This window comes from Sphingomonas sp. (assembly GCF_031380695.1).
Lineage (GTDB): Bacteria > Pseudomonadota > Alphaproteobacteria > Sphingomonadales > Sphingomonadaceae > Sphingomicrobium.
Genome location: NZ_JANMWY010000250.1, coordinates 1 through 20,936, shown reverse-complemented (window position 1 = coordinate 20,936; position 20,936 = coordinate 1). Strand labels below are relative to the sequence as shown.

Sequence of the window (20,936 nt, the reverse complement as noted above, 5' to 3'; positions counted from 1 at the left end):
ATAGCCATATGCGAACCCGTCGGGGAAGTTCGGGGCCTGTCGCGCAACCTCGGCCTTGACCAACTCGGCCGTCTGCAGCGCGTCGGAGCCGGGGGCGAGCTGGACCGCGATGCCCGCCGCGGGATGGCCGTTATAGTGGCTCAAGATCGAGTAATTCTCCGCGCCAAGCTCGACCCGGGCGACATCGCGCAACAGGACGCGCGAGCCGTCGGCCTGGCTTTTCAGGACGATGTCGCGGAATTGATCGGGCGCGGTCAGGCGTGAGCGGGCGGTGACGGTCGCCGACAGCATTTGCTGCGGTCCCGATGGCTGCGCGCCAATCTGCCCGGCTGCGACCTGCGTGTTCTGGGCCTGGATCGCGGTCGTGACGTCGCTCGGCATCAGCTTGACCGCGGCCAGCTTATACGGGTCGAGCCAGATCCGCAGCGCATATTGCGAGCCGAACACATTGACGTCGCCGACGCCCTTGATCCGCCCGATGGCGTCCTGCAGGTTGGACACGAGATAGTCGGCGACGTCGATGTTGCTGACCTTGTCGGTCGCGTCATAGACCGCGACGATCAGCAGGAAGTCCGAGTTCGACTTGGTGACGTTGACACCTTGCTGCTGCACCTGTTGCGGTAGTCGCGGGAGAGCCTGCTGGACCTTGTTCTGGACCTGCACCTGGGCGATGTCGGGGTCGGTCCTCGTGGCGAAGGTCGCGGTGATCGCCGTCGATCCAGCGGCGCTTGAAGAGGAACTGAAATAAATCAGCCCGTCGATCCCGGTCAGCTGCTGCTCGATGATCTGCGTGACCGAGCTTTCGAGCGTTTCCGCCGACGCCCCGGGATAGGTCGCGCGGATGTTGATCGAGGTCGGAGCGATGTCGGGATATTGCTTGATCGGCAGGCTGAACACGGCGCCCATGCCGGCCAGCATGACGGCAATCGCGACGACCCATGCGAAGATGGGGCGATCGATAAAAATGCGTGAAATCATTCCTTCGACGGGGACGCAGGCGGGCGCGGCTTCGATCCGGCCGGGACGGGGACAATCCTGGCATTGGGGCGGATCTTGCCCAGCCCCTCGACGATGACCTTGTCACCCGCCGCGAGCCCGGCGGTGACCAGCCACTGGTCACCGACCGATCGGTCCGCCGTGATCGTCCGTCGCACGGCAGTGTTGTTGGGGCCGACCAGCATGACCGTTGCCCGGCCCTGCGGATCCCGCGAAACCCCCGCCTGCGAAACCAGGATGCCCCCCGCGACCGACTGCTGGATCAGCGACGCGCGGACATACATGCCGGGCAGCAGCAGGTTTCGCGGGTTCGGGAAGCGAGCGCGCAGCGTCACTGACCCGGTCGCTGGATCGACCATTGCCTCGGCGAATTGCAGCGTACCGGTGTAGGCATAGGGGCGGCCATTTTCCAACGTCAGGCTGACGCTGACCGGTCCGCCAGCCGCGCCGTCGGCGGCCTCACGCAGCGTGAGAAGGTCGGCGCTGGACTGCTGGATGTCGACGAACATTGGGTCGAGCCGCTGGATAGTGGTCAGCGCGTCCGCCTGGCCGGCGGTGACAAGTCCGCCGGTCGTGACCAGCGAGCGGCCGATGCGCCCGCTGATCGGGGCGGGCACGCGGGTGTAGCGCAGGTTGATGCGGGCGACTTCGAGCGTTGCCCGGTTCTGCGCGACGTTCGCCGCCGTCTGGCGCGCGGTGGCGGCAGCATCGGTGTAATCCTGCCTGGCGATCGCCTGCATCTGCGCGAGCGGACGGTAGCGCGCGGCCTTGGCGGCGGCGGCAGAGCGGGCAGCCTCGGCGCTGGCGAGATTGGCCTGCGCCTGTGCAGCGTTCGCCTGATAAAAGCTCGGGTCGATCTGGTAGAGCGTCTGACCGGCGTGGACGAACGATCCCTCGGTGAATGCGCGCGAGCGGATCATTCCCGACACCTGCGGCCGGACTTCGGAGCTTTCGAACGCGGCGGTGCGTCCGGCCAGCGTGGTGGTCAGGTCGACGGGTTGCAAGTGGACGACCACATAGCCGGCCTCGGGCGTCGGCTTTTCTCGATCCTTGCCGGTCGACGCCGAGCAGCCCGCAAGGGCCAGCATCGCGGAAAGCACCACGGTGGCAAAGCAAGTCGAGGGGAAGGCGATAAGCCGGGCGGGAAACTGCAAGTGTCGTTCCGTTTCAAATAGGGAAGATCGCCGTCGCGCTACTAGCGTCAGCCGTCGGCCAGGCCCTAGCGCGAGATACCCGTTCGTCCCAACATCCCGGCAGCGAAGTCGTTTCACGGATATTGTGAAGGTTTGACGACATTCGCACAAATCTGTCGATCTATCGCCAGGCGAGGTTCGCCCGGGTGAGGCCGGCGACATTGGCGACTCCCATCAGCCGCATGTCGCGCTCGATCTCGTCGCGCAGACGGGTGAGGGCGCGCTCGACCCCGGCCTGCCCCCCGGCCGCCAGCGCGTAGAGGTAGAGCCGGCCGCCCGAACAGGCCTTGGCCCCGACGCTGAGCGCCTTTAGCACATGGGTGCCGCGCCGCACGCCGCCGTCACAGATCACGTCCAACCGGTCGCCGACTGCATCGACGATCGCGGCGAGCTGGTCGAACGGGGCGCGGCTGCCGTCGAGTTGGCGGCCGCCGTGGTTCGAGACCATGATGGCGGTCGCGCCGATGTCGGCAGCGCGGCGCGCATCGTCGACCGACATAATCCCTTTCAAACAGAAATGACCGCCCCAGTCGCGCGCGATCCGCTCCGCCGCCGTCCAGTCGAGCGTCTGGTCGAGCATCGTGTTGAAATAGTCGGCGACCGACAGCGCCGTCTTCGACCCCTCGGCGACATGGCCGGAGAGGTTGGGAAGCTCGAACTTCTCGCGCAATAGATAGTTGAGTGTCCACCCCGGATGCGCGGCGAAGCTGACCGCCGACGACGGCGTCAGGCGCGGCGGCGAAGTGAAGCCAGTGCGCAGGCAGCGCTCGCGATTACCGCCGACGATGGTGTCGACGGTCAGCGTTAGCGCATCGAACTTCGCCGCCTTGCAGCGCTCGATCAGTGACGCGTTGAGCCCTTGGTCCTTGTGGACATAGAGCTGGAACATCTTGGGCCCGCTGGTCAGGGCGGCGATCTCCTCGATCGACACAGTGGCCAGTGAGGAAATGCCGAAGAAAGTGCCGAACTTCTCCGCCGCTCGGGCGACGGCACGCTCGCCTTGCCAGTGGAACAGCCGCTGCAGCGCGGTCGGCGAGAGGAACAACGGCATCTCCATCCGCCGCCCCATCAACGTCACCCCCATGTCGATCTTGCTGGCCCCGGCAAGGACATTCGGGATCAGGTCGCAGTCATCGAACGCGGCGGTGTTGCGGCGCCGGGTTATCTCGTCGTCGGCGGCACCGTCGATGTAATGGAAGACCGGATAGGGCAGGCGCTGCTTCGCCAGCTGACGGAAGTCTTCGACGTTGTGACAATCGGCCAGGCGCACGGCGAAATCTCCCAGACCACGCGGGCGTCTTGGCGCACCCAAGAGGATTCGAACCTCTGGCCTCTGCCTTCGGAGGGCAGCGCTCTATCCAGCTGAGCTATGGGTGCGTGGAAGCTCGCTTAGCGGTGCGCGGGCGCGCGGGCAAGGTCATCAGCCGTCCGGGCCAAGGAAAGCGAGCAGCGGGGCGTGAAGCTCGACCGGGGCGTGGCTGCCGATGATCATGCCGACATGGCCCGAATGAATGGCTCGCGTCGCGCCAGGCGGGGCGCTGGCGGCGGGCACAATGCGGTCGCCGCTGGCGGTGAAGTGGAGCGCGGGCGCGGGGTTGGCGGTGACGGTCCGCCCGCCGACGCGCCACTGGCCGGTGCCGGGCTCATTGGCCTCGAACAATCGCTCGATCATTTCGCGCGCCGCCGGCAGCGGGATCGGTTCACCGTCATTGGCCCAATCCTCGAGCGAGACGAAGCGTTGGACAGTGGCGCTGCCCACTGGTTCTCCAGCCAGCCTGGCGAACTTCGACACCATTCCGCCGGGGTCGAGCGACCAAAAGGCGATCTGAAGGATTTCGACCGGCAGCAGGCCGAGATGCTGCGCGGCGGGGCTGGCTTCGCGCCATAGCTTGCCGAGCCCGGCTAACGCCGTTTCGGGATAGGCATCAAACCGCCACGGCGCGGCGAGCGTCGCGATCCGTCGTACCGGTACCAGATTGGCGGCAGCGATGGCCATCGTCCCGCCCAGGCAATAGCCAACCAGATCGACCGGCTCGCCGAGCGATTCCAGCAACGGCACCAGCAGTTGGGTGACATGTTCGCCCAGATCGAGGCTGCTGCGCTCGCGCGCCGCGCCCCAGTCGACCAAGAGCACGCGGTGCCGCTGCGCCAGGACGGCGGCGAGCGAGCGGCCGGGCAGGTCGAGCACGTCGGTGGGGTTGATCAGCGACGGAACCAGCACCAGCGGCCGGCCCGCGCCGCCATGATCGCGCAGGGTCGCAATGCCTGCGCTGGCGGCGACCGGGCGGGGCGTCGGAGCGGACGCGCGCGGCTCGCGGCGATAGCGGCTCAGTCCCTCCAGCGCGCGGCGGGCAAGGTCGGGATCACCCTTCGCGACTTCCTGCACCAGCGACAGGAACAGCGGCAGCGGGCGCGGCGCGCGCCCGTGTTGCAGTGCGGCATCGCCAGGTGCTATTCGATCGGTCACGATAGCGGGGAACGTAGCATGGCCAAGACCACGGGCAAGGTGACGATCAAGAAGTACGCCAACCGGCGGCTCTATGACACCGAGAGTTCGAGCTACATCACGCTCGACAAATTGGGCGCGATGATTCGCGAAGGGCGCGAGTTCGAAGTGCTCGACGCCAAATCCGGTGACGATATCACGCACCAAGTGCTGACCCAGATCATCGTCGACGAAGAATCGCGCGGCGCGACCATGCTGCCGGTAAATTTCCTGCGCGACCTGATCGGCCTCTACGGCGGCTCGATGCAGTCGGCCGTGCCGTCCTACCTCGACGCGGCGATGGCCTCGTTCAAGTCGAACCAGGAAGCGATGCGCGAGGCGCTGACCAAGAACCCGCTGGCCGACCTTGCCAAGCGCAACATGGCGATGCTGGAGGAAGCGGCTGCGGCGATGCGCCCGCGCCCGCGGGTCGAGCCGGCCGCCGACGATACCGGCGAAGTGGCGAAGTTGCGGGCGGAACTGGCGGCGCTGCAGGCCAAGGTCGACAGACTGGCGCATTGAAGACGGGCCGCGTCGAAGCAGCGCATGATCATGACGAGAAATGGAATCATTTCAAGTCTTGACGAAACGTACCGCGCGAATCATCTTAAGCGGAGTTTCAACACAGCGAAAGGAGGTGATCCGATGTCTCATGGTTCAGCAGAGGGGTCGGTTCGGTTCGTTCGGGAGATGCTGGCCTGACTCGCCAGCCTTAGGTCTCCCGGGCTGGAACGCTCCGGCCGCTGACCATGTCGGGGGAGCTGTCACTTCGGTGGCGGCTCCCTTTACTTTGTGCGCATCGTGAGCGCGGACGGTGATGCCTGCTCTTGACGGAACCGTTTCGCCGGTGAACCGTCTTGATCGGATATCTCAACGGGAGGCACGCATGGCGAAATCAACCAATGGCGGCAAAGGCAGCGACGCGAAGAGCAAGTCGGGCAATCCGACGCTCGACAAATTGGCGAAGGCGGCGATGAGCCGTGAAATGCTCGCCGCCGGGCTAACTGCAGCGGCAGCGGCGATCGCTGCCAGTCCCACCGCGCGCAAGAAGATTCGTGACGCGGGTCTCGACGCAGCCGACAGCGCCCAGACCGCCGCGACGGCGATGATGAGCAATGCGTCCAAGCTTGGTACGCTGATCGCCGAGGCGGTTGCCGATGCGGCGCAGCGCGTGCTGTCGGGCAAATGGATGGATGAAATGCCTGCTGCGGCAAAGAGCGCGACAGCCGCCGCGAAGGGCGCCAAGGATGCCTTCGTGAAGGCCACGACCGGCCAGGCTGCGCCAGCGAAAAAGGCGGCAGCGAAAAAGCCGGTCGCGACGAAAACGGCAGGGAAGAAACTGGCAACGAAGAAGCCGGCAGTCGCAAAATCCGCCGCGAAGGTTCCTGCCAAGCGCGGACGTCCGCCCAAGGCGGCAACGGCTGCGACGGCGACAGCGCCCAAGACGGCCACCACGCCCAAGCCGCGCGCCGCGAAATCCGCCAAGCGTCCGACGGCGCGTCGGGGCGGTGCCGCGACCCGCAAGCGGGCTGCTCCGGCCAAGGCGCCGACCCCGCCGACGGGCGGCGATGGTCCCGCAAAGAGCTGACCAGGCTGCATGCTGTCCAATGCGAGCGTGGCGGTGCCGGTGATCCACTGGCGCCGTCGGCCTCGCCATGCCATTGCCGGGCGCGATGACCGCTGATCCCGCCGCCGCGCCGCTCGCCGTGATCGTCCTTGCCGCCGGGCAGGGGACGCGGATGAAATCCGACACGCACAAGGTGCTCCACCCGATCGCGGGTAAAGCAATGCTGCTGCATCTGCTGGATACGGTCACGGACTTGTCGCCGGCGCGCGAGATCGTGGTCGTCGGCAAGGGCCGCGAGCAGGTCGAGGCGGCGGTGGCGTCGCGCGGCGTGGTGTCGGCACTTCAGGCGGAGCAACTCGGCACCGCCCATGCGGTCGGGGCGGCAGTCCCGGCGCTGGGCGATTTCGACGGCAATGTGCTGATCCTGTTCGGCGACACGCCGTTCGTCGCGGCGGACACGCTGCGCGCCATGCTCGCCCGGCTCGGCGCGAGCGATGTGCCCGGGATCGTCGTGCTGACCCATTCGCCGGCCGAATCGGGCGCCTATGGCCGCGTCATCCTCGGTGACGGCGACCGCATCGCGACGATGGTCGAATACAAGGACGCGAGCGACGCCGAGCGCGCCGTGCGGCTGTGCAACAGCGGGATGATGACGCTCACTGCCGCAGACCTCCGCAACTGGCTGCCGCGTATCGGCAACGACAATGCGGCCGGTGAATATTATCTGCCTGACCTGGTGATGGTGGCGGCGCAAGACGGCCGCGCGTCGGTCGCGGTCGAGGGTGCGCCGGTCGAGGCGATCGGCATCAACAGCCGCGCCGAACTCGCCGCCGCGGAGCGCTTATGGCAGGATCGCCAACGTGCCGAGATGATGGCTGCGGGCGTCACGCTGATCGACCCGGCGAGCGTCTTCTTCGCTGCCGATACGCAGATCGCGCGCGATGTGACCATCGAACCGAATGTCGTGTTCGGTCCCGGCGTGACCATTGCCGAGGGCACGACCATCCGCGCTTTCTCGCACATCGAAGGCGCGACGATCGGCGCAAACTGCGAAGTCGGCCCTTACGCCCGCCTGCGCCCCGGCGCGGTGCTCGAGGAAACGGCGAAGGTCGGCAATTTCGTCGAGATCAAGCAGGCGCGGTTGGGCCGGGGCGCCAAGGCCAACCATCTGGCCTATCTCGGCGACGCCGATGTCGGCGCGGGAGCGAATGTGGGCGCGGGGACGATCACCTGCAATTACGACGGCTTCTTCAAATATCGCACGGTGATCGGCGACGGCGCGTTCATCGGCTCGAACAGCGCGCTGGTCGCCCCGGTGACGATCGGCGCGGGGGCGATCATTGGCGCCGGCAGTGTCGTGACCAAAGATGTCGAGGCGGATGCGCTCGGGGTGACGCGATCCGAACAGCAATCCCTGCCCGGCTGGGCCGCCCGTTTCCGTGCCCGTCAGAAAGCCAGAAAAGGCGCGAAGTAAATGTGCGGGATTGTCGGAATCATCGGGAATGCTCCGGTCGCCGAGCGACTCTTTGCCGGGCTCAAACGGCTCGAATATCGCGGTTATGATTCGGCGGGGATCTGCACCGTTCACGGCGGCGAGCTCGACCGGAGGCGGGCCGAGGGCAAGCTGGAGAATCTCCGCGCCGTGCTCGATGCCCGTCCGCTGTCCGGCGACGTCGGCATCGCCCACACGCGCTGGGCAACGCATGGCCGCCCGACCGTCAGCAACGCCCACCCGCATATCGTCGGCGGCGTGGCGCTGGTCCACAATGGCATCATCGAGAATTTCAAGCCGCTGCGTGAGGAGTTGATCGCCGACGGCCGCACCTTCCTATCGGAAACCGACAGCGAAGTCGTCGCCCATCTTGTGGCGCGCGAGGTCGAACGCGGGGCCGATCCGCAGGCAGCGGTCGCGAGCGTCCTGCCGCGCCTGATCGGGGCGTTCGCGATCAGCTTCCTGTTTCGCGATCATCCCGATCTGATCATCGGCGCGCGGATGGGGGCGCCGCTGACGGTCGGCTATGGCGAGGGCGAAAATTACCTCGGCTCCGACGCGCTCGCGCTTGCCCCGCTGACGCAGCGCATCGCCTATCTCGACGAAGGCGACTGGGTCGTGGCGAAACGCGACAGCGTGCAGATCTTCGACCGCGACAACCGCCCGGTCGAACGCGACATCGTCACCTCGGGCGCGACCGCCGAGGAGATCAGCAAGGGCAATTATCCCCACTTCATGCTCAAGGAAATCTTCGAGCAGCCGATCGTCGTCGCGCAGACATTGCAAAGCTATGTCCGCGCATTCGACGGCGAAGTGACCATGCCCGACACCAGCCTCGATCTGGCCGGGGTGAGGCGCATCGCGATCGTCGCCTGCGGAACGAGTTACTACGCCGGGATGGTCGCCAAATATTGGTTCGAACAATTTGCCCGCGTGCCCGTCGACCTCGAATTCGCCAGCGAGTTTCGCTACCGCGAGCCGGTGCTCGAAGCGGGCGGGCTGGCGTTGTTCATCTCGCAATCGGGCGAGACCGCCGACACGCTCGCCGCGCTGCGCTATGCCCGCGAGCAGGGCCAGACGATCGCGGTCGTGGTCAACGTCCCGACCAGTTCGATGGCGCGCGAGGCCGACCTGCTGCTGCCGACGCGCGCCGGGCCGGAAATCGGCGTCGCCTCGACCAAGGCGTTCGCCTGCCAGCTAGCGGTGCTCGCCGCCTTCGCCGCCAGCCTCGCCCGCGCCAACGGCCGCCTGTCCCGCGACGAGGAGCGCGAGATCGTCACACACCTCAATGAAGCGCCGGCCGCAATTAACGCCGCGCTAGGCCACGACGACGACATCGCGAGCATCGCCCACCTTGTCGCCCCGGCGCGCGACGTGCTCTATCTCGGTCGCGGGCCGGATTATCCGATGGCGTTGGAGGGCGCGCTGAAACTCAAGGAAATTAGCTACATCCACGCCGAGGGCTATGCCGCCGGCGAGATGAAGCACGGCCCGATTGCGCTGATCGACGATGCTGTCCCAGTGATCGTCCTCGCCCCGTCGGGCCCGCTGTTCGAAAAGACCGTCAGCAACATGCAGGAAGTGCGCGCGCGCGGCGGCCGGATCATCCTGATCTCGGACGCGGAGGGCATCGCCGAGGCGGGAGAGGGCACGATCGCCACGATCTGCATGCCCAAAGTCCACCCGCTGATCGCGCCGCTGGTCTATGCCGTGCCGGTGCAGTTGCTGGCCTATCATGTCGCGGTGCTCAAGGGGACGGACGTCGATCAGCCGCGCAACCTGGCGAAATCGGTGACGGTAGAATGATGATGGCCACGGGCAGCTGCCATTGCGGCGCAGTGCGGTTTTCGGCGCGCTTGCCCGCTCCCCCGATCCCCGCGCTCGATTGCAATTGCTCGGTCTGTACGATGACCGGTTTCCTCCATGTTATTGTCCCGCACGAGGAGTTCGTGCTGCTTTCAGGCACCGACGTTCTAGTCAGCTATCGCTTCGGCACCGGTGCTGCCGAACACCTGTTCTGTTCGCGGTGCGGCGTGAAGAGCTTTTACCAGCCGCGTACCCACGCGACTGCGTGGAGCGTCAATGCCCGCTGCCTCGACGTTCCGCCAACGCTGGCAGTTGAAGTCTTCGACGGACGAGACTGGGACAACGCAAACGCCGCGCTTCATGACGGTGCCGCCCGATGACCCACGCGCTCCCCGACGCCACCGCCCCGGCCGCGCCGCCGATCAGCTTCGACGATTTCCTCAAGGTCGACATCCGCGTCGGCACGATCGTCGCCGCCGCACCCTTTCCCGAGGCGCGCAAGCCCGCGCTGAAAATCGAGATCGACTTCGGACCGGCGATCGGGCGAAAAAAATCGAGCGCCCAGATCACCGAGTATTATGATCCGGCCGCCCTGGTCGGTCGCCAGGTCGCGGCCGTGATCAATTTCCCGCCGCGTCAAATTGGCAAATATATGTCCGAAGTCCTCGTCGTCGGCTTTCCCGACGCGAACGGCGCGGTCGTGCTTTTCGCCCCCGACCAACCCGTAGCCGACGGCGCTCGCTTGTTCTGACTGGACGGCGGCGACCAACCCGCTATCGCCTACACCGATGCATCGCTCCTTACGTCTCCGCCTCGATCGCACCGCGCTTCAATCGAACTGGACGTGGCTGCAGCAGCGGTCGGGCGTCACGTGCGGTGCGGCGGTCAAGGCGGATGGCTATGGGCTGGGCGCACGGGCGGTGACGCTCGCGCTGCACGCCGCCGGATGCCGCGATTTCTTCGTGTCGACCTGGGACGAGGCAGCGCGGCTCGGTGCGCTGTCCGACGACAGCGTACTCAGCGTATTGCATGGCGTTGGCGAGAGTGACCTGGCCGACGCGCTCGCCAGCAATGCACGCCCCGTCCTCAATTCACCGATACAGGTCGCGCGCTGGAAGGCAGCCGCGCCGGGCCGTCCATGCGACGTGATGGTCGATACGGGGATGAACCGGCTCGGGCTGCGGCCCGAAGAGGCGGGGCTGCTCGACGGGCTGGTCATCGAGACGCTGATGAGCCACCTCGCCTGCGCTGACGAGGATAGTCTGCACAATGCAGTGCAGCGCGCGCGTTTCTCGTCGCTGGTGGGAACGGTCAAGGCCAAGCGCTACAGCCTGGCGAACAGTGCCGGCATCTGCCTTGGCCGCGACTATGCCTATGACCTCGTCCGCCCCGGGCTCGCGCTCTATGGCGGTCTTCCGCGCGGCGAGGCAACAGGCCATATCGCCCAGGTCGCCTTTCCCGAAGCGCAAGTCATTCAGCGTCGCATCGTCCACGCCGGTGAGACGATCGGCTATGGCGCGACCTTCACCGCCCGCCGTGACATGGCGGTGGCGATCCTCAATATCGGCTACGCCGACGGCTATTTCCGCGCCTTTGCCGCATCCGGCGCGGCGGTAGCAGGGGATAAGCGTCTGCCCCTGCTCGGGCGGGTGTCGATGGATCTGGTCGCGGTCGCAATCGGCGATGCGGACGTGGCCGAGGGTGACTGGCTCGGGCTCGAGTTTTCGCTGCCCGGGGCGGCCGCCGCGACCGGCCTATCTCAATACGAACTACTGACGAGCCTTAACGACCGGTTCGATCGCCGCTGGAGTTGAGCCCTTTGGCGCCGGCGTCTTTGGCTTGAACGGACACAAGTCCACTACTGGACAGCGCCAGCATTCGGGCCGCCTCGCCTTGCACACATAGCGGCCGTGGAGGATCAGCCAGTGGTGGGCGTGACGACGGAACGGCGCGGGGGTGGCCTTTTCCAGCTTGAGTTCGACGACCAATGGGGTCTTGCCTGGCGCGAGCTTCGTCCGGTTGCCGACGCGGAAGATATGCGTGTCGACGGCGATCGTCTCCTCGCCGAACGCGGTGTTGAGCACGACATTGGCCGTCTTTCGGCCGACACCGGGCAGCATTTCGAGCGCGGCGCGGTCACGCGGCACCTCGCCGCCGTGCTGGTCGAGCAGGATGTGCGACAAGGCGATGACGTGCTTGGCCTTGGTGTTGAACAAGCCGATCGTCTTGATCTGCTCGCGCAGGGCCTCCTCGCCCAGCGCGACCATTTTCGCCGGGGTGTCGGCCAGCCTGAACAAGCGGCGGGTGGCGAGGTTGACGCTGACATCGGTCGCCTGCGCCGACAGCGCGACCGCGACGAGCAGCGTGTAGGGGCTGATCCACTCCAGTTCGGTCTCGGGCTCAGGATTGATCTCGGCGAGACGGCGGTAGAATTCGAAGACGTCGGCGGGCTTCATCCGCCGATGACATCCCGCATCGAATAAATCCCGGCAGGTTTGCCGCGCAGGAAGCGTGCCGCCGCAATCGCCCCGCGCGCGAAGATGGCGCGGGTTTCGGCGCGGTGGGACAGGATGAGCCGCTCCTCCGGCCCGGCGAAGATCACGTCGTGATCGCCCGCGACGGTTCCGCCGCGCAGGCTCGCGAAGCCGATCGCGCCTTCGCTTCGCGTCAGGACAGTGCCGTCACGCCCACGCTCGCTATTGGCGGCAAGGTCGATCCCGCGCCCACGCGCCGCTGCCTCGCCCAGCGCCAACGCCGTTCCGGACGGGGCGTCGGCTTTGAGGCGGTGGTGCATCTCGACGATTTCGATGTCCCAGTCCGGTCCGAGGACGCGTGCCGCGCGCTCGACCAAGTCGCCCATCAGCGCGACGCCAAGCGATGTGTTCGCGGCGCGGAGCACCGCCATGTGCCGCGCGGCTTCGGCAATTTCGACGTCTGCGGACGGATCGAGGCCGGTCGTGCCGATCAGCAAGGCCATGCCCGCAGACCGCGCCTGCGCGATGCTCGCGTGCAGCGCGGCGGGGGCGGAGAAATCGATCAGCACTTCGCCATCGTCCACGACTGCCACCGACGCGTCATCGGTCGCGGCGGCGACAATTGCCAAGCCCATCCGGCCTTCCGGAGCGAACAACGTCAGGCGGAGCGGGGCGTCGGTCATGACCGCGTCATGGCCGAGCGCACCCGCCCGCGCAACGGCGCTCCTATTTCGTCCAGATCAATTCCTGCAGAAGCTGCGATCCGCCGAGGTGGCGAAATTTGGCGCGCGCTGCGCTACCGGCGTCTTGTTGGCGCAGGCTTGCATTCATGGCAGCGACCATCGCCTGATCGCGCGCACGGCCCTCGACGGCAGTCGGAACGTGATCGAACACTTCGACCAGGTACAGATCGGGTTCCGAAGCGCGCTTGTTGGGGTTGGACAGAATATGGTAATCCTTGATCCATCCCTTGGATTTGGCGAAGTCTTCCTGCTTGCGCCAGTAACTGCCGAGGAAATCGGCATAATCGCCGAAGTGACCGTCATCGATCGTTACCTCGGACACGCTCCAAAAATCGCCGCTTTGAACCGGATACTCCTGAGCGGTGGCGGCCGTGGCGGCAAGCATCGTTGCCACCCCGAAGACGGCGAGAAATTTTCCGTGCATGTGATACTCCCCTGTGACCCGGCGCGGGGGAAATCCCGACCGGGCGTGGGACGGCGTCACGATAACAGACTCACGCACACTGGCGGCGTCGTTCCGGGAGCGATTAAATCATCTTAAGTGAGTCGCGGCAACTATTGATTAACCAAGGTTACAAGGCTCGATCGTCAAAGTCGTTGCTTCAATGCGAGCGCTGCCGCCGGGGCGCGAAGCTTTGCGCCGTTGATCAGGAAGACATAGGTGTCGCGGCCAGCCTGCGACCAGCTGTGAGCTTTGGCCGCAAACTCGTCGAGCGCCGCTGCGTCATAGCCGGTCGCCACCTCCGCCCGCATTCGCTGCAGCCGGGCATAGCCGAAGCTGGCGGTGCCGGCGTCGATGCGTGGATATTCATCATCGTCGCCGAACACGATCGCGACGTCATGCGCGCGGCACAGATCGAAGAACCCGTCGTCGCGGAAGCTTTCGTGGCGCGGTTCGATGGCATGGCGCAGGGGCAGCCCATCGAGCCGGGTTGGCAGGAGGGCGAGGAACGCCGCGATGTCCTCGCGATCATATTGCCGCCGTGCCGCCAGCATCCACAGGATCGGGCCGAGCTTCTCGTCCAGCGCGCGCAGTCCCTGCCCGAGAAACTGCCCGATCCCCTCGCCGGCGTCGGCCAGCTTCGGCCGGGTCACGCAATAGCGCGAGCCCTTGATCGCAAACTGGAAGCCGTCGGGGACCGACTCGCCCCATGCCTGCCAGCTCTTCGGGCTCTGGCGGCCATAAAAGGTCGCGTTGATTTCGATCGCGCCGACCGCGCGGGCGGCGAACTCCAGCTCGCGGCGGTGGGCCAGCCCGTCAGGATAGAAAAGCCCGCGCCACGGCTTATAAGTCCAGCCGCCGATGCCGACGCGGATGAGGCCGGGGGTCGTCATGTCGCAAGTCTAACCCGCGCCAACGCGTCACGCCAGCGGCAGAAGCGCGTTAGGCTGAAGGCAAAAATCGGGCCACGATCTCCCGCGCCAGCCGCGCCGGGCGCTTCGACACCGAATCGAGGCAGCACCAGTTACTCCGCACTTCGGCGATGACTTCCTCGCCGCGCATGATCATCGTCGTGAAGGCGGCGCGCGCGCCTTCGACCTTCTCGGCGATGACGTCGGCCACGACCAGGTCGTCGAGGAACGCCGGGCGACGATATTTGATCTCGTGGCTCAGCGCGACCCACAGGTGCCGCGCGACCGCCTCGGGCGGGGCCAGACTTTCCCAATAGCGCACGACTGCTTCCTGCACCCACTTCAGATAGACGCTGTTGTTGACATGACCCATGTGGTCGATGTCGTCGGGCAGGATGCCGATTGGGTGATGATAGGGGATTGCGGACATAGCGCAACGGTCGGGCCTGCTGACACTGATGTCAACACATAGCGCGTCAACTATCGCCCGTTCGATGGCGCCAGTGGCGGCACGGATAGCCCGATCCCGGCGTCGCGGACATGGATCACGGCGACTTTGTCGACATAGATTCGCCGCCACCCGGGCGTGCGATCGAGCAGGCGCAGCAGCTCGACATTGGTCGCGCTCGTCATCGCCCAGGCGAAGCGATAGCGCTTCGTCAGGCGCGCCAGTGCGGCGGGATCGCCGCCGTTGACGGCGTAGAATTCCTTAGCGAAGTTATCGCCATACATGTCGGCACGACCGTCGATGAACGGGCGAATTCCGGCGGCGATCATCGGCCCGCCGAAGCTGTAGTCGTTCAGCACCGGCTGGCGGCGAAGGGCTGGCGGGACATGGGCGATGGCGGCGGTCGGCTCGGTCGGCGATTGCGGTCGCTCGATCGGCAGCATCGCTCGCGCCAGCGCCATCGCCCCGATCACTAGCGCGAGGACAGCCGAGGCGGGTCCGCTGCGTTTGACCCCTGACTGATGCCAGAAACGCTCGCGCTCGCCGCTCATGCCGAACGACGCCGCGATCGGCGCGGCGAGCAGCAGCGCGCTGCCGATGCCCCACACCGGCTGCTGACGCATCTGCTTGAGCGCCAGCGCCAGCAGACCGAGCAGCAGCATCAGGCGTAAGGGCGAAACCCGCGTCCCGCGCCACATCAGCGCTGCCAGCATCGCCAGCAGCGTCAGGCCGAAGAAGGGGGTCGGGCCGATGCTGCTCGGCCGCCACTCGCCGATCAGTGGCAGGCTGGTCATCTGCATCACCGCGAACGGATAGAGCAGGCCCTCGGCCCCGTGCGGTGTCAGCAGCACCGCGCCGAGCAGCGCCGCACCGAACAGGCCCCAGTGGATCAGCACGCGCCTTTTGTCGGGCTCCTCGAGCAGCGCCTCGAGCCCGAAGAACGCGGCAAATGCGAGCCCGATCGCATAGCTCGCGTGGAAATTGGCCCAAACCACCATGATCGGCACCATCCACCATGGCGGCGACTTGTGCGCCTCGCGAATCCGAAGCAGCAGCACGATCCACCCGGCCAGGATCGGCCAGGCATAGACATGCGGGCGCGCCAAGGTGAACGGCATCAGCAGCACCGACAGCAGCAGCAGCGTGACCGCCGTCTGGACCGGGCTCGCCCAGCGGCGCACCTCCAGCCCGACGATCAGGAACAGCAGTGCCAACGCGACCGCGACCAGCATCGCCAGCCCCGCATTGCCGAACGCATGCATCACCTGCGCCGACAGGACGTCGGCCAGCCACTCCTGCGGCACCCACGCCCGGCCCGGCACGCTGAACGAAAAGGGATCGGTCGAGGGGACCGCGCCATGATCCAGGATCCAGCGCCCCGACGCGACATGCCAGCTGACGTCGCCGTCAGCAAAAATCTTCGGCGAGCTGGCGAACAGGAAGGGGATCAGCGTCGCGAACAGGCCGATGACGAAGGCGTCGAGCGGCAATCCGCGAGTCTTGGTTGTCGGCTCGGTCATGCGTCCCCCCGGCAGGCCCTTGTGAAAGGGGCTAGCCGAAGTCGAGCCGCCGCGCCAAGCCTGTCCCCGTGCAGGACATTCGCAACATCGTCATCCTGACCGGTGCCGGCATCTCGGCCGAGAGCGGCGTCGCGACGTTTCGCGCGGTCGACGGGCTGTGGGAGGGGCACCGCGTGGAAGAGGTCGCGACGCCCGAGGGGTTCGCGCGCAATCCGGCGCTGGTCCACGCCTTCTACGACGCGCGGCGGGCGCGGCTGGACGAGGTGGTGCCCAATGCGGCGCATGACGCGCTGGCGCGACTGGATGCGGAGTGGCCGGGGGAATTGCTGATCGTCACGCAGAATGTCGACGATCTGCACGAACGGGCCGGGGCGAAACGGCTGGTGCATATGCATGGTAAATTGCTGAGCGGCTGGTGTTTGGCGTGTGGGGAGCGGTTTACGTGGGCGGGGGCGATGTCACTAAACTCCGTTCGTCCCGAGCGAAGTCGAGAGACCTGTCACGCGAGCGATGTCTCGACTTCGCTCGACACGAACGGAAATATTTGCCCTGCCTGCTCGACCGTCGGCCATGTCCGCCCCGATATCGTCTGGTTCGGCGAAATGCCGTACGACATGGACCGGATTGAAACCGCGCTGCGCAGCGCCGACCTGTTCGTTTCGATCGGCACGTCGGGCGCGGTCTATCCGGCGGCGGGCTATGTCCAGACCGCCAAATATTGCGGCGCGCACACGGTCGAGATCAACCTCGCGCCGAGCCTGGGCAGCGTGATGTTCGACGAAGTGCGGATCGGGAAGGCGGGGGTCGAAGTACCGCAATGGGTCGCGGAGCTACTCTGACCACTCCAACCCGATGTCCTTGTAGAGTCCACGGTCCTCGTCCCACTTCGGATTAACCTTCACGTGCAGGAACAAATGCACCTTGCGCCCGATGTGGTCGCTGATCGCCTCCCGCGAAGCTTGGCCGATCTTCTTGAGCTGCGCGCCGCCCTTGCCCAGCACGATCGCGCGCTGGCTGTCGCGTTCGACGAGGATTTGCTGGTGGATGACGGTCGACCCGTCCTTGCGGTCCTCCCACTTCTCGGTCTCGATCGCGCTTGAGTAGGGCAGTTCGGCGTGAAGCTGGAGGTAGAGCTGTTCGCGGGTGATCTCGGCGGCGGCCATGCGGTCGGTCGAATCGCTCAGCTGGTCGGCGGGGAAATGCCACGGCCCCTCGGGCATCGCGGCGGCGAGATAGCGCTTGAGGTCCGCGACCCCGTCGCCGGTCGACGCGGCGATCATGAACACCGCCTCGGGCTTCAGGCGGTTCGACAGGTCCTGCGCCAGGATCAGGAGCAGGTCCTTCTTGGCGAGGTCGACCTTGTTGAGCACTAGGATCAGCGGTTCGGGCCGGCCCTCGATCCCGGCCAGGACATTCTCGACCCGCGGCCCGACCTTAGCGGCGGCATCGACCACTAGCAGCAGGCGGTCGGCGCTCTCCGCGCCCTCCCACGCCGCCGCGACCATCGCCCGGTCGAGGCGGCGATGCGGCTCGAAGATGCCAGGCGTGTCGACCAGCAGCAGCTGCACGTCGCCGTCGATGGCGATGCCCATCAACCGGGCGCGGGTGGTCTGCGCCTTGGGGCTGACGATCGCGACCTTCTCGCCGACCAGCGCATTGACCAGCGTCGACTTGCCCGCATTGGGTGCACCGAGGACCGCGACGAGGCCGCATTTTTGGGGGGATGGGGTCATTGCGTCTGCGGTACGGGGAACCGGGCGGGGGAACAACCTCGATGACTCTACTTCAACCGCTCCAGCAGCGCCGCCGCCGCGGCCGTTTCCGCTTCCTGCTTGCTCGATCCCTCGGCCTCGGCCTCACCGCCGCGCGTGACGCTGACCTTGACCCGGAAGGTCGGCGCATGGTGGGCGCCACTGCGGGCGATCAGTTCGTACAGCGGAGTGCCAAGGTTGCGCGCCGCCGCGACCTCCTGCAGGCCCGACTTGGGATGGACCGGTGCGCCCTGCTGGCCATCGAGATAGGCCGCCCAATGCCGCCGCACGAACGCATCCGCCGCCGCCGCCCCCTGGTCGAGATAGAGCGCGCCGAGCAGCGCTTCGACGACGTCGCCGATGATGTTGTCGCTCATGTTGGCGCGATCCTCGCGCGCCTGCTTGCCGATGCGGATATGCGCCGGCAGGCCAATCGCGCGGCCGATCGCGCCGCACGTCTCGCGCGCGACCAGAACATTGTAACGGCGTGACAATTTGCCCTCGGGTTCGTTCGGGAAGCGCTCGTAGAGCCAGCCGGCGATGCTCAGGCCGAGCACCCGGTCACCGAGGAACTCGAGCCGCTCATAGGTCTCCCCGCCAATATTGCTTCCGGCGACGCTGCCGTGAGTCATCGCCCGCTGGAACAAGGCGGCATCGCGCGGTGCTACACCGATTAGCGCGGCAACGAATTCGGCGCCCGCGTCCATCAGTAGCGCGTGCCCAGCCGCGACGCGCGCAGCGCGGTGAACCAGGTCCATGGCCTGACATAGGATGCGCTGCCGTCGGTCGACCAGAAGGCGACGGACGCCCGCCCGACAAGGTGGTCGATCGGCACGAAACCGACCCCGCCCTCGGCGATACCGAAGCGGCTGTCCTCGCTGTCGTCGCGATTGTCGCCCATCATGAACATGGTGTCGGCGGGGACGGTCACCGGCCAGAAATGATCGGCCAACGGCGCATCATATTGATCGAGCACGACATAGCTTCGGCCGCCCGGCAGCGTCTCGCGATACGCGCGATAAAGGCACGACTGCCCCCCGCCGGGCGCCGCCACGATCCGGGGCGCAAGACCCCCGACCGTGCGGCACGGGCTATTCCCCGAAACATGCATGGCATAGTCGCCGATCGGCACCTTGGGCACTGCGACGCCGTTGAGGATCAGCACCCCGCCGCGCACTTCGACGCGGTCGCCGGGCAGGCCGATGACCCGCTTGACGAAGCTCACCCCCTCGTTGCCCGGCGGCTTGAACACGACCACGTCACCGCGTTCCGGCGTGTGTTCTAGCAGGCGTCCGGCAAACGGCGGAAAATGGCCGATGAAGCTGTATTTGGAATAGCCATAGGGCCATTTGGCGACGAACAGATAATCGCCGATCGCCATATTGGGCAGCATCGACCCGGACGGGATGAAGAATGGCTCGACGATCAGGCAGCGCAGCACCCACGCCAGCAGCGCCAGCTTCGCCAGAAAGCCGAGCGTCGTCCCGCGCTGTTTTCGCCGGGCGGCTTCGAGGGTGAGGGCAGCCATTGCCGCGATCTTGCGGGCGGGCGCGGCGAGGTCAAGCGGGGATGGCATTCGGCTGCGGCGCGGCATAGAGCGCGGGGCATGACGAATCCTTCATGGGGCCCGATCGCGGGTCATGACCTGCAGCCGCTCGCCCGGCTGTTCGCCGACGATCCGGAGCGCCTGTCGCGCCTGTCGCTGACCTTGGGCGGAATGTATTTCGACTGGTCGAAGACCCCGCTCGACGAAGCGCTGCTCGGCAAGTTCGAGGCGCTTGCGGAGGCGCGCAACTTCACTGCCGCGCGCGAGGCGCTGTTCACCGGCGGCATCGTCAATCCGAGCGAAGGCCGCCCCGCCGCTCATGTCGCCGAGCGCGGATCGGGTGACACCGAGGCCAACGCGCTGGCCGCCACCGGCCACGCACGGATGCGCGCGCTGGTCGATGCGATCGAGGCGGAGGCGTTCGGTGACGTCACCGGCGTGCTCCACATCGGCATCGGCGGGTCGGCGCTCGGTCCCGACCTGGTGATCGACGCCCTCGGTCGCGACGGCGCGCGTTACGACGTGCGCATCCTGTCGAACATCGACGGGCAGGCGTTCGAGGATGCGGTCGCCGGACTCGACCCCGCGACCACGATCATCGCCGCCGTGTCGAAGACCTTCACCACGATCGAGACGCTGACCAACCTGTCCGCCGCGCTCGGCTGGCTCGTGGAGGCCGGGGTCGAGGACCCGTTCGGACGGGTCATCGCGATCACCGCCGCGCCCGATATGGCGGTCGAATATGGCATCGACCAGACCCGCATCCTGCCGTTCGGCGAGGGGGTCGGCGGGCGCTATTCCTTATGGTCGACGGTCGGCTTCTCGATCGCGCTGGCACTGGGCTGGCCGGCGTTCGAGGAATTGCTCGAAGGCGCGGCCGAGATCGACCGTCACTTCCGCTTCTCCGCCCCGCGCGCGAATGCGCCGCTGATGGCGGCCTTCGCCGACCTTACCGCAACGCATGTACTTGGCTGTCAAACGCGCGCTACGTTCGCCTATGACGAGCGGCTGCGGTTGTTGCCCTCCTATCTCCAGCAGCTGGAGATGGAATCGAACGGCAAGTCAGTCACCGCCGACGGCGCGCCAGTCTCAGGAATGACCGCGCCAGTCACCTGGGGCGGGGTCGGCACCGACGCGCAACATGCGGTGTTCCAGCTGCTCCACCAGGGCAAGGTTACCGTCCCGGTTGAGTTCGTCACCTGCATCGAGCAGGAGGACGGGCTCGACGATACCCACCACCGTCAGTTGCTGCTCAACGCCTTTGCGCAGGGCGCGGCGCTGATGACCGGCAAGGCCAGCGACGACGGCGCGCGCGCTTACCCCGGCAACCGGCCCTCCTCGACCATCCTGCTCGACCGGCTCGACCCGCGCACGCTCGGCGCGCTGCTCGCCTTTTACGAGCATCGCACCTTTGCCAACGCCGTGCTGCTCGGCATCAACCCGTTCGACCAATATGGCGTCGAGCTCGGCAAGCAGATGGCCAAGGCGATCGACGATCCGGCCGAGCGCGCGAAATTCGACCCGTCGACGCGGGCATTGATCGAGAGGGCCGGCCTGTGAGC

General features: G+C 66.5%; 22 protein-coding genes and 1 tRNA gene. 9 read left to right on the top strand and 14 right to left on the bottom strand.

The window, feature by feature from the left end:
• From RMN84_RS09040 to RMN84_RS09020, 5 genes are all read right to left on the bottom strand, one after another.
• A partial coding sequence (locus RMN84_RS09040; RefSeq protein WP_309611846.1) for an efflux RND transporter permease subunit occupies positions 1-978 on the bottom strand: 978 nt, incomplete at its 3' end.
• On the bottom strand, positions 975-2,084 hold the full coding sequence (locus RMN84_RS09035; protein ID WP_309611845.1) for an efflux RND transporter periplasmic adaptor subunit: 1,110 nt from the start codon (positions 2,082-2,084) through the stop codon (positions 975-977). The genes RMN84_RS09040 and RMN84_RS09035, both read right to left, overlap by 4 nt.
• Positions 2,085-2,310: 226 nt before the next feature.
• On the bottom strand, positions 2,311-3,459 hold the full coding sequence (locus RMN84_RS09030; protein ID WP_309611844.1) for an alpha-hydroxy acid oxidase: 1,149 nt from the start codon (positions 3,457-3,459) through the stop codon (positions 2,311-2,313).
• 30 nt (positions 3,460-3,489) lie between these two features.
• Positions 3,490-3,566 (bottom strand) — tRNA-Arg (locus tag RMN84_RS09025).
• 43 nt (positions 3,567-3,609) lie between these two features.
• Entirely contained in the window at positions 3,610-4,656 is a 1,047-nt protein-coding gene (locus RMN84_RS09020; RefSeq protein WP_309611843.1) for an alpha/beta fold hydrolase, read from the bottom strand.
• Positions 4,657-4,674: 18 nt separating this feature from the next.
• On the opposite strand from RMN84_RS09020, the gene phaR reads away from it, so the two are divergent.
• From phaR to alr, 7 genes are all read left to right on the top strand, one after another.
• Positions 4,675-5,196: a polyhydroxyalkanoate synthesis repressor PhaR gene (gene phaR / locus RMN84_RS09015; protein ID WP_309611842.1), complete on the top strand. Its 522-nt coding sequence runs from the start codon at positions 4,675-4,677 to the stop codon at positions 5,194-5,196.
• A 364-nt stretch (positions 5,197-5,560) separates the two neighbouring features.
• Complete coding sequence (locus RMN84_RS09010) at positions 5,561-6,262, top strand: hypothetical protein (protein ID WP_309611841.1); 702 nt, start codon at positions 5,561-5,563, stop codon at positions 6,260-6,262.
• An 85-nt stretch (positions 6,263-6,347) separates the two neighbouring features.
• The gene (gene glmU / locus RMN84_RS09005) at positions 6,348-7,715 is read left to right on the top strand and encodes a bifunctional UDP-N-acetylglucosamine diphosphorylase/glucosamine-1-phosphate N-acetyltransferase GlmU (RefSeq protein WP_309611840.1); all 1,368 of its coding nucleotides are present in this window, start codon (positions 6,348-6,350) and stop codon (positions 7,713-7,715) included.
• A complete protein-coding gene (gene glmS, locus RMN84_RS09000) occupies positions 7,716-9,539 on the top strand; it encodes a glutamine--fructose-6-phosphate transaminase (isomerizing) (RefSeq protein ID WP_309611839.1) in 1,824 nt (607 codons plus the stop codon). It abuts the gene before it with no gap.
• Positions 9,536-9,919, top strand: a complete 384-nt coding sequence (locus tag RMN84_RS08995) for a GFA family protein (RefSeq protein ID WP_309611838.1) — start codon at positions 9,536-9,538, stop codon at positions 9,917-9,919. Before glmS ends, RMN84_RS08995 begins: the two co-directional genes overlap by 4 nt.
• Positions 9,916-10,290, top strand: a complete 375-nt coding sequence (locus RMN84_RS08990) for a tRNA-binding protein (RefSeq protein WP_309611837.1) — start codon at positions 9,916-9,918, stop codon at positions 10,288-10,290. The genes RMN84_RS08995 and RMN84_RS08990 overlap by 4 nt, the downstream gene beginning before the upstream one ends.
• Before the next feature lie 37 nt (positions 10,291-10,327).
• The gene (gene alr / locus RMN84_RS08985; protein WP_309611836.1) at positions 10,328-11,353 is read left to right on the top strand and encodes an alanine racemase; all 1,026 of its coding nucleotides are present in this window, start codon (positions 10,328-10,330) and stop codon (positions 11,351-11,353) included.
• Here alr and nth read toward each other — a convergent pair.
• The 6 genes from nth to RMN84_RS08955 form a co-directional block, all read right to left on the bottom strand.
• Complete coding sequence (gene nth / locus RMN84_RS08980; RefSeq protein ID WP_309611835.1) at positions 11,309-11,995, bottom strand: endonuclease III; 687 nt, start codon at positions 11,993-11,995, stop codon at positions 11,309-11,311. The genes alr and nth overlap by 45 nt on opposite strands.
• Complete coding sequence (gene dapB / locus RMN84_RS08975) at positions 11,992-12,696, bottom strand: 4-hydroxy-tetrahydrodipicolinate reductase (RefSeq protein ID WP_309611834.1); 705 nt, start codon at positions 12,694-12,696, stop codon at positions 11,992-11,994. The genes nth and dapB overlap by 4 nt, the downstream gene beginning before the upstream one ends.
• Positions 12,697-12,739: 43 nt before the next feature.
• On the bottom strand, positions 12,740-13,180 hold the full coding sequence (locus tag RMN84_RS08970; RefSeq protein ID WP_309611833.1) for a hypothetical protein: 441 nt from the start codon (positions 13,178-13,180) through the stop codon (positions 12,740-12,742).
• A gap of 164 nt (positions 13,181-13,344) precedes the next feature.
• Positions 13,345-14,091 (bottom strand): DUF72 domain-containing protein, encoded by a 747-nt coding sequence (locus tag RMN84_RS08965; protein WP_309611832.1) that lies wholly within the window; start codon positions 14,089-14,091, stop codon positions 13,345-13,347.
• Positions 14,092-14,140: 49 nt separating this feature from the next.
• On the bottom strand, positions 14,141-14,539 hold the full coding sequence (locus RMN84_RS08960; protein ID WP_309611831.1) for a thioesterase family protein: 399 nt from the start codon (positions 14,537-14,539) through the stop codon (positions 14,141-14,143).
• Between the two features lie 50 nt (positions 14,540-14,589).
• Entirely contained in the window at positions 14,590-16,077 is a 1,488-nt protein-coding gene (locus tag RMN84_RS08955) for a hypothetical protein (protein WP_309611830.1), read from the bottom strand.
• A gap of 68 nt (positions 16,078-16,145) precedes the next feature.
• Here RMN84_RS08955 and RMN84_RS08950 point away from each other — a divergent pair, with 68 nt between their 5' ends.
• The gene (locus tag RMN84_RS08950; protein ID WP_309611829.1) at positions 16,146-16,916 is read left to right on the top strand and encodes an NAD-dependent deacylase; all 771 of its coding nucleotides are present in this window, start codon (positions 16,146-16,148) and stop codon (positions 16,914-16,916) included.
• Here RMN84_RS08950 and era read toward each other — a convergent pair.
• Genes era through lepB form a run of 3 tightly spaced genes read right to left on the bottom strand, consistent with a single transcriptional unit; the run spans position 16,908 to position 19,356 of the window.
• Positions 16,908-17,810, bottom strand: coding sequence for a GTPase Era (gene era, locus RMN84_RS08945; protein ID WP_309611828.1), 903 nt, complete (start codon positions 17,808-17,810; stop codon positions 16,908-16,910). The two genes, RMN84_RS08950 and era, sit on opposite strands and share 9 nt — an antisense overlap.
• Positions 17,811-17,857: 47 nt before the next feature.
• Positions 17,858-18,535: a ribonuclease III gene (rnc, locus tag RMN84_RS08940; RefSeq protein ID WP_309611827.1), complete on the bottom strand. Its 678-nt coding sequence runs from the start codon at positions 18,533-18,535 to the stop codon at positions 17,858-17,860.
• The gene (gene lepB / locus RMN84_RS08935; RefSeq protein WP_309611826.1) at positions 18,535-19,356 is read right to left on the bottom strand and encodes a signal peptidase I; all 822 of its coding nucleotides are present in this window, start codon (positions 19,354-19,356) and stop codon (positions 18,535-18,537) included. Before lepB ends, rnc begins: the two co-directional genes overlap by 1 nt.
• A 78-nt stretch (positions 19,357-19,434) precedes the next feature.
• Here lepB and pgi point away from each other — a divergent pair, with 78 nt between their 5' ends.
• Entirely contained in the window at positions 19,435-20,934 is a 1,500-nt protein-coding gene (gene pgi, locus RMN84_RS08930) for a glucose-6-phosphate isomerase (RefSeq protein ID WP_309611825.1), read from the top strand.
• Positions 20,935-20,936: the final 2 nt, after the last annotated feature.

Coding starts and splice junctions, on each gene's coding strand:
- dapB (WP_309611834.1), bottom strand. CDS start 12,696: ATGACCGACGCCCCGCTCCGCCTGACGTTGTTCGCTCCGGAAGGCCGG.
- RMN84_RS09010 (WP_309611841.1), top strand. CDS start 5,561: ATGGCGAAATCAACCAATGGCGGCAAAGGCAGCGACGCGAAGAGCAAG.
- alr (WP_309611836.1), top strand. CDS start 10,328: ATGCATCGCTCCTTACGTCTCCGCCTCGATCGCACCGCGCTTCAATCG.
- phaR (WP_309611842.1), top strand. CDS start 4,675: ATGGCCAAGACCACGGGCAAGGTGACGATCAAGAAGTACGCCAACCGG.
- RMN84_RS08995 (WP_309611838.1), top strand. CDS start 9,536: ATGATGATGGCCACGGGCAGCTGCCATTGCGGCGCAGTGCGGTTTTCG.
- RMN84_RS08990 (WP_309611837.1), top strand. CDS start 9,916: ATGACCCACGCGCTCCCCGACGCCACCGCCCCGGCCGCGCCGCCGATC.
- RMN84_RS08960 (WP_309611831.1), bottom strand. CDS start 14,539: ATGTCCGCAATCCCCTATCATCACCCAATCGGCATCCTGCCCGACGAC.
- nth (WP_309611835.1), bottom strand. CDS start 11,995: ATGAAGCCCGCCGACGTCTTCGAATTCTACCGCCGTCTCGCCGAGATC.
- era (WP_309611828.1), bottom strand. CDS start 17,810: ATGACCCCATCCCCCCAAAAATGCGGCCTCGTCGCGGTCCTCGGTGCA.
- RMN84_RS09035 (WP_309611845.1), bottom strand. CDS start 2,084: ATGCTGGCCCTTGCGGGCTGCTCGGCGTCGACCGGCAAGGATCGAGAA.
- pgi (WP_309611825.1), top strand. CDS start 19,435: ATGACGAATCCTTCATGGGGCCCGATCGCGGGTCATGACCTGCAGCCG.
- lepB (WP_309611826.1), bottom strand. CDS start 19,356: ATGGCTGCCCTCACCCTCGAAGCCGCCCGGCGAAAACAGCGCGGGACG.
- glmS (WP_309611839.1), top strand. CDS start 7,716: ATGTGCGGGATTGTCGGAATCATCGGGAATGCTCCGGTCGCCGAGCGA.
- glmU (WP_309611840.1), top strand. CDS start 6,348: ATGACCGCTGATCCCGCCGCCGCGCCGCTCGCCGTGATCGTCCTTGCC.
- RMN84_RS08965 (WP_309611832.1), bottom strand. CDS start 14,091: ATGACGACCCCCGGCCTCATCCGCGTCGGCATCGGCGGCTGGACTTAT.
- RMN84_RS08955 (WP_309611830.1), bottom strand. CDS start 16,077: ATGACCGAGCCGACAACCAAGACTCGCGGATTGCCGCTCGACGCCTTC.
- rnc (WP_309611827.1), bottom strand. CDS start 18,535: ATGGACGCGGGCGCCGAATTCGTTGCCGCGCTAATCGGTGTAGCACCG.
- RMN84_RS08970 (WP_309611833.1), bottom strand. CDS start 13,180: ATGCACGGAAAATTTCTCGCCGTCTTCGGGGTGGCAACGATGCTTGCC.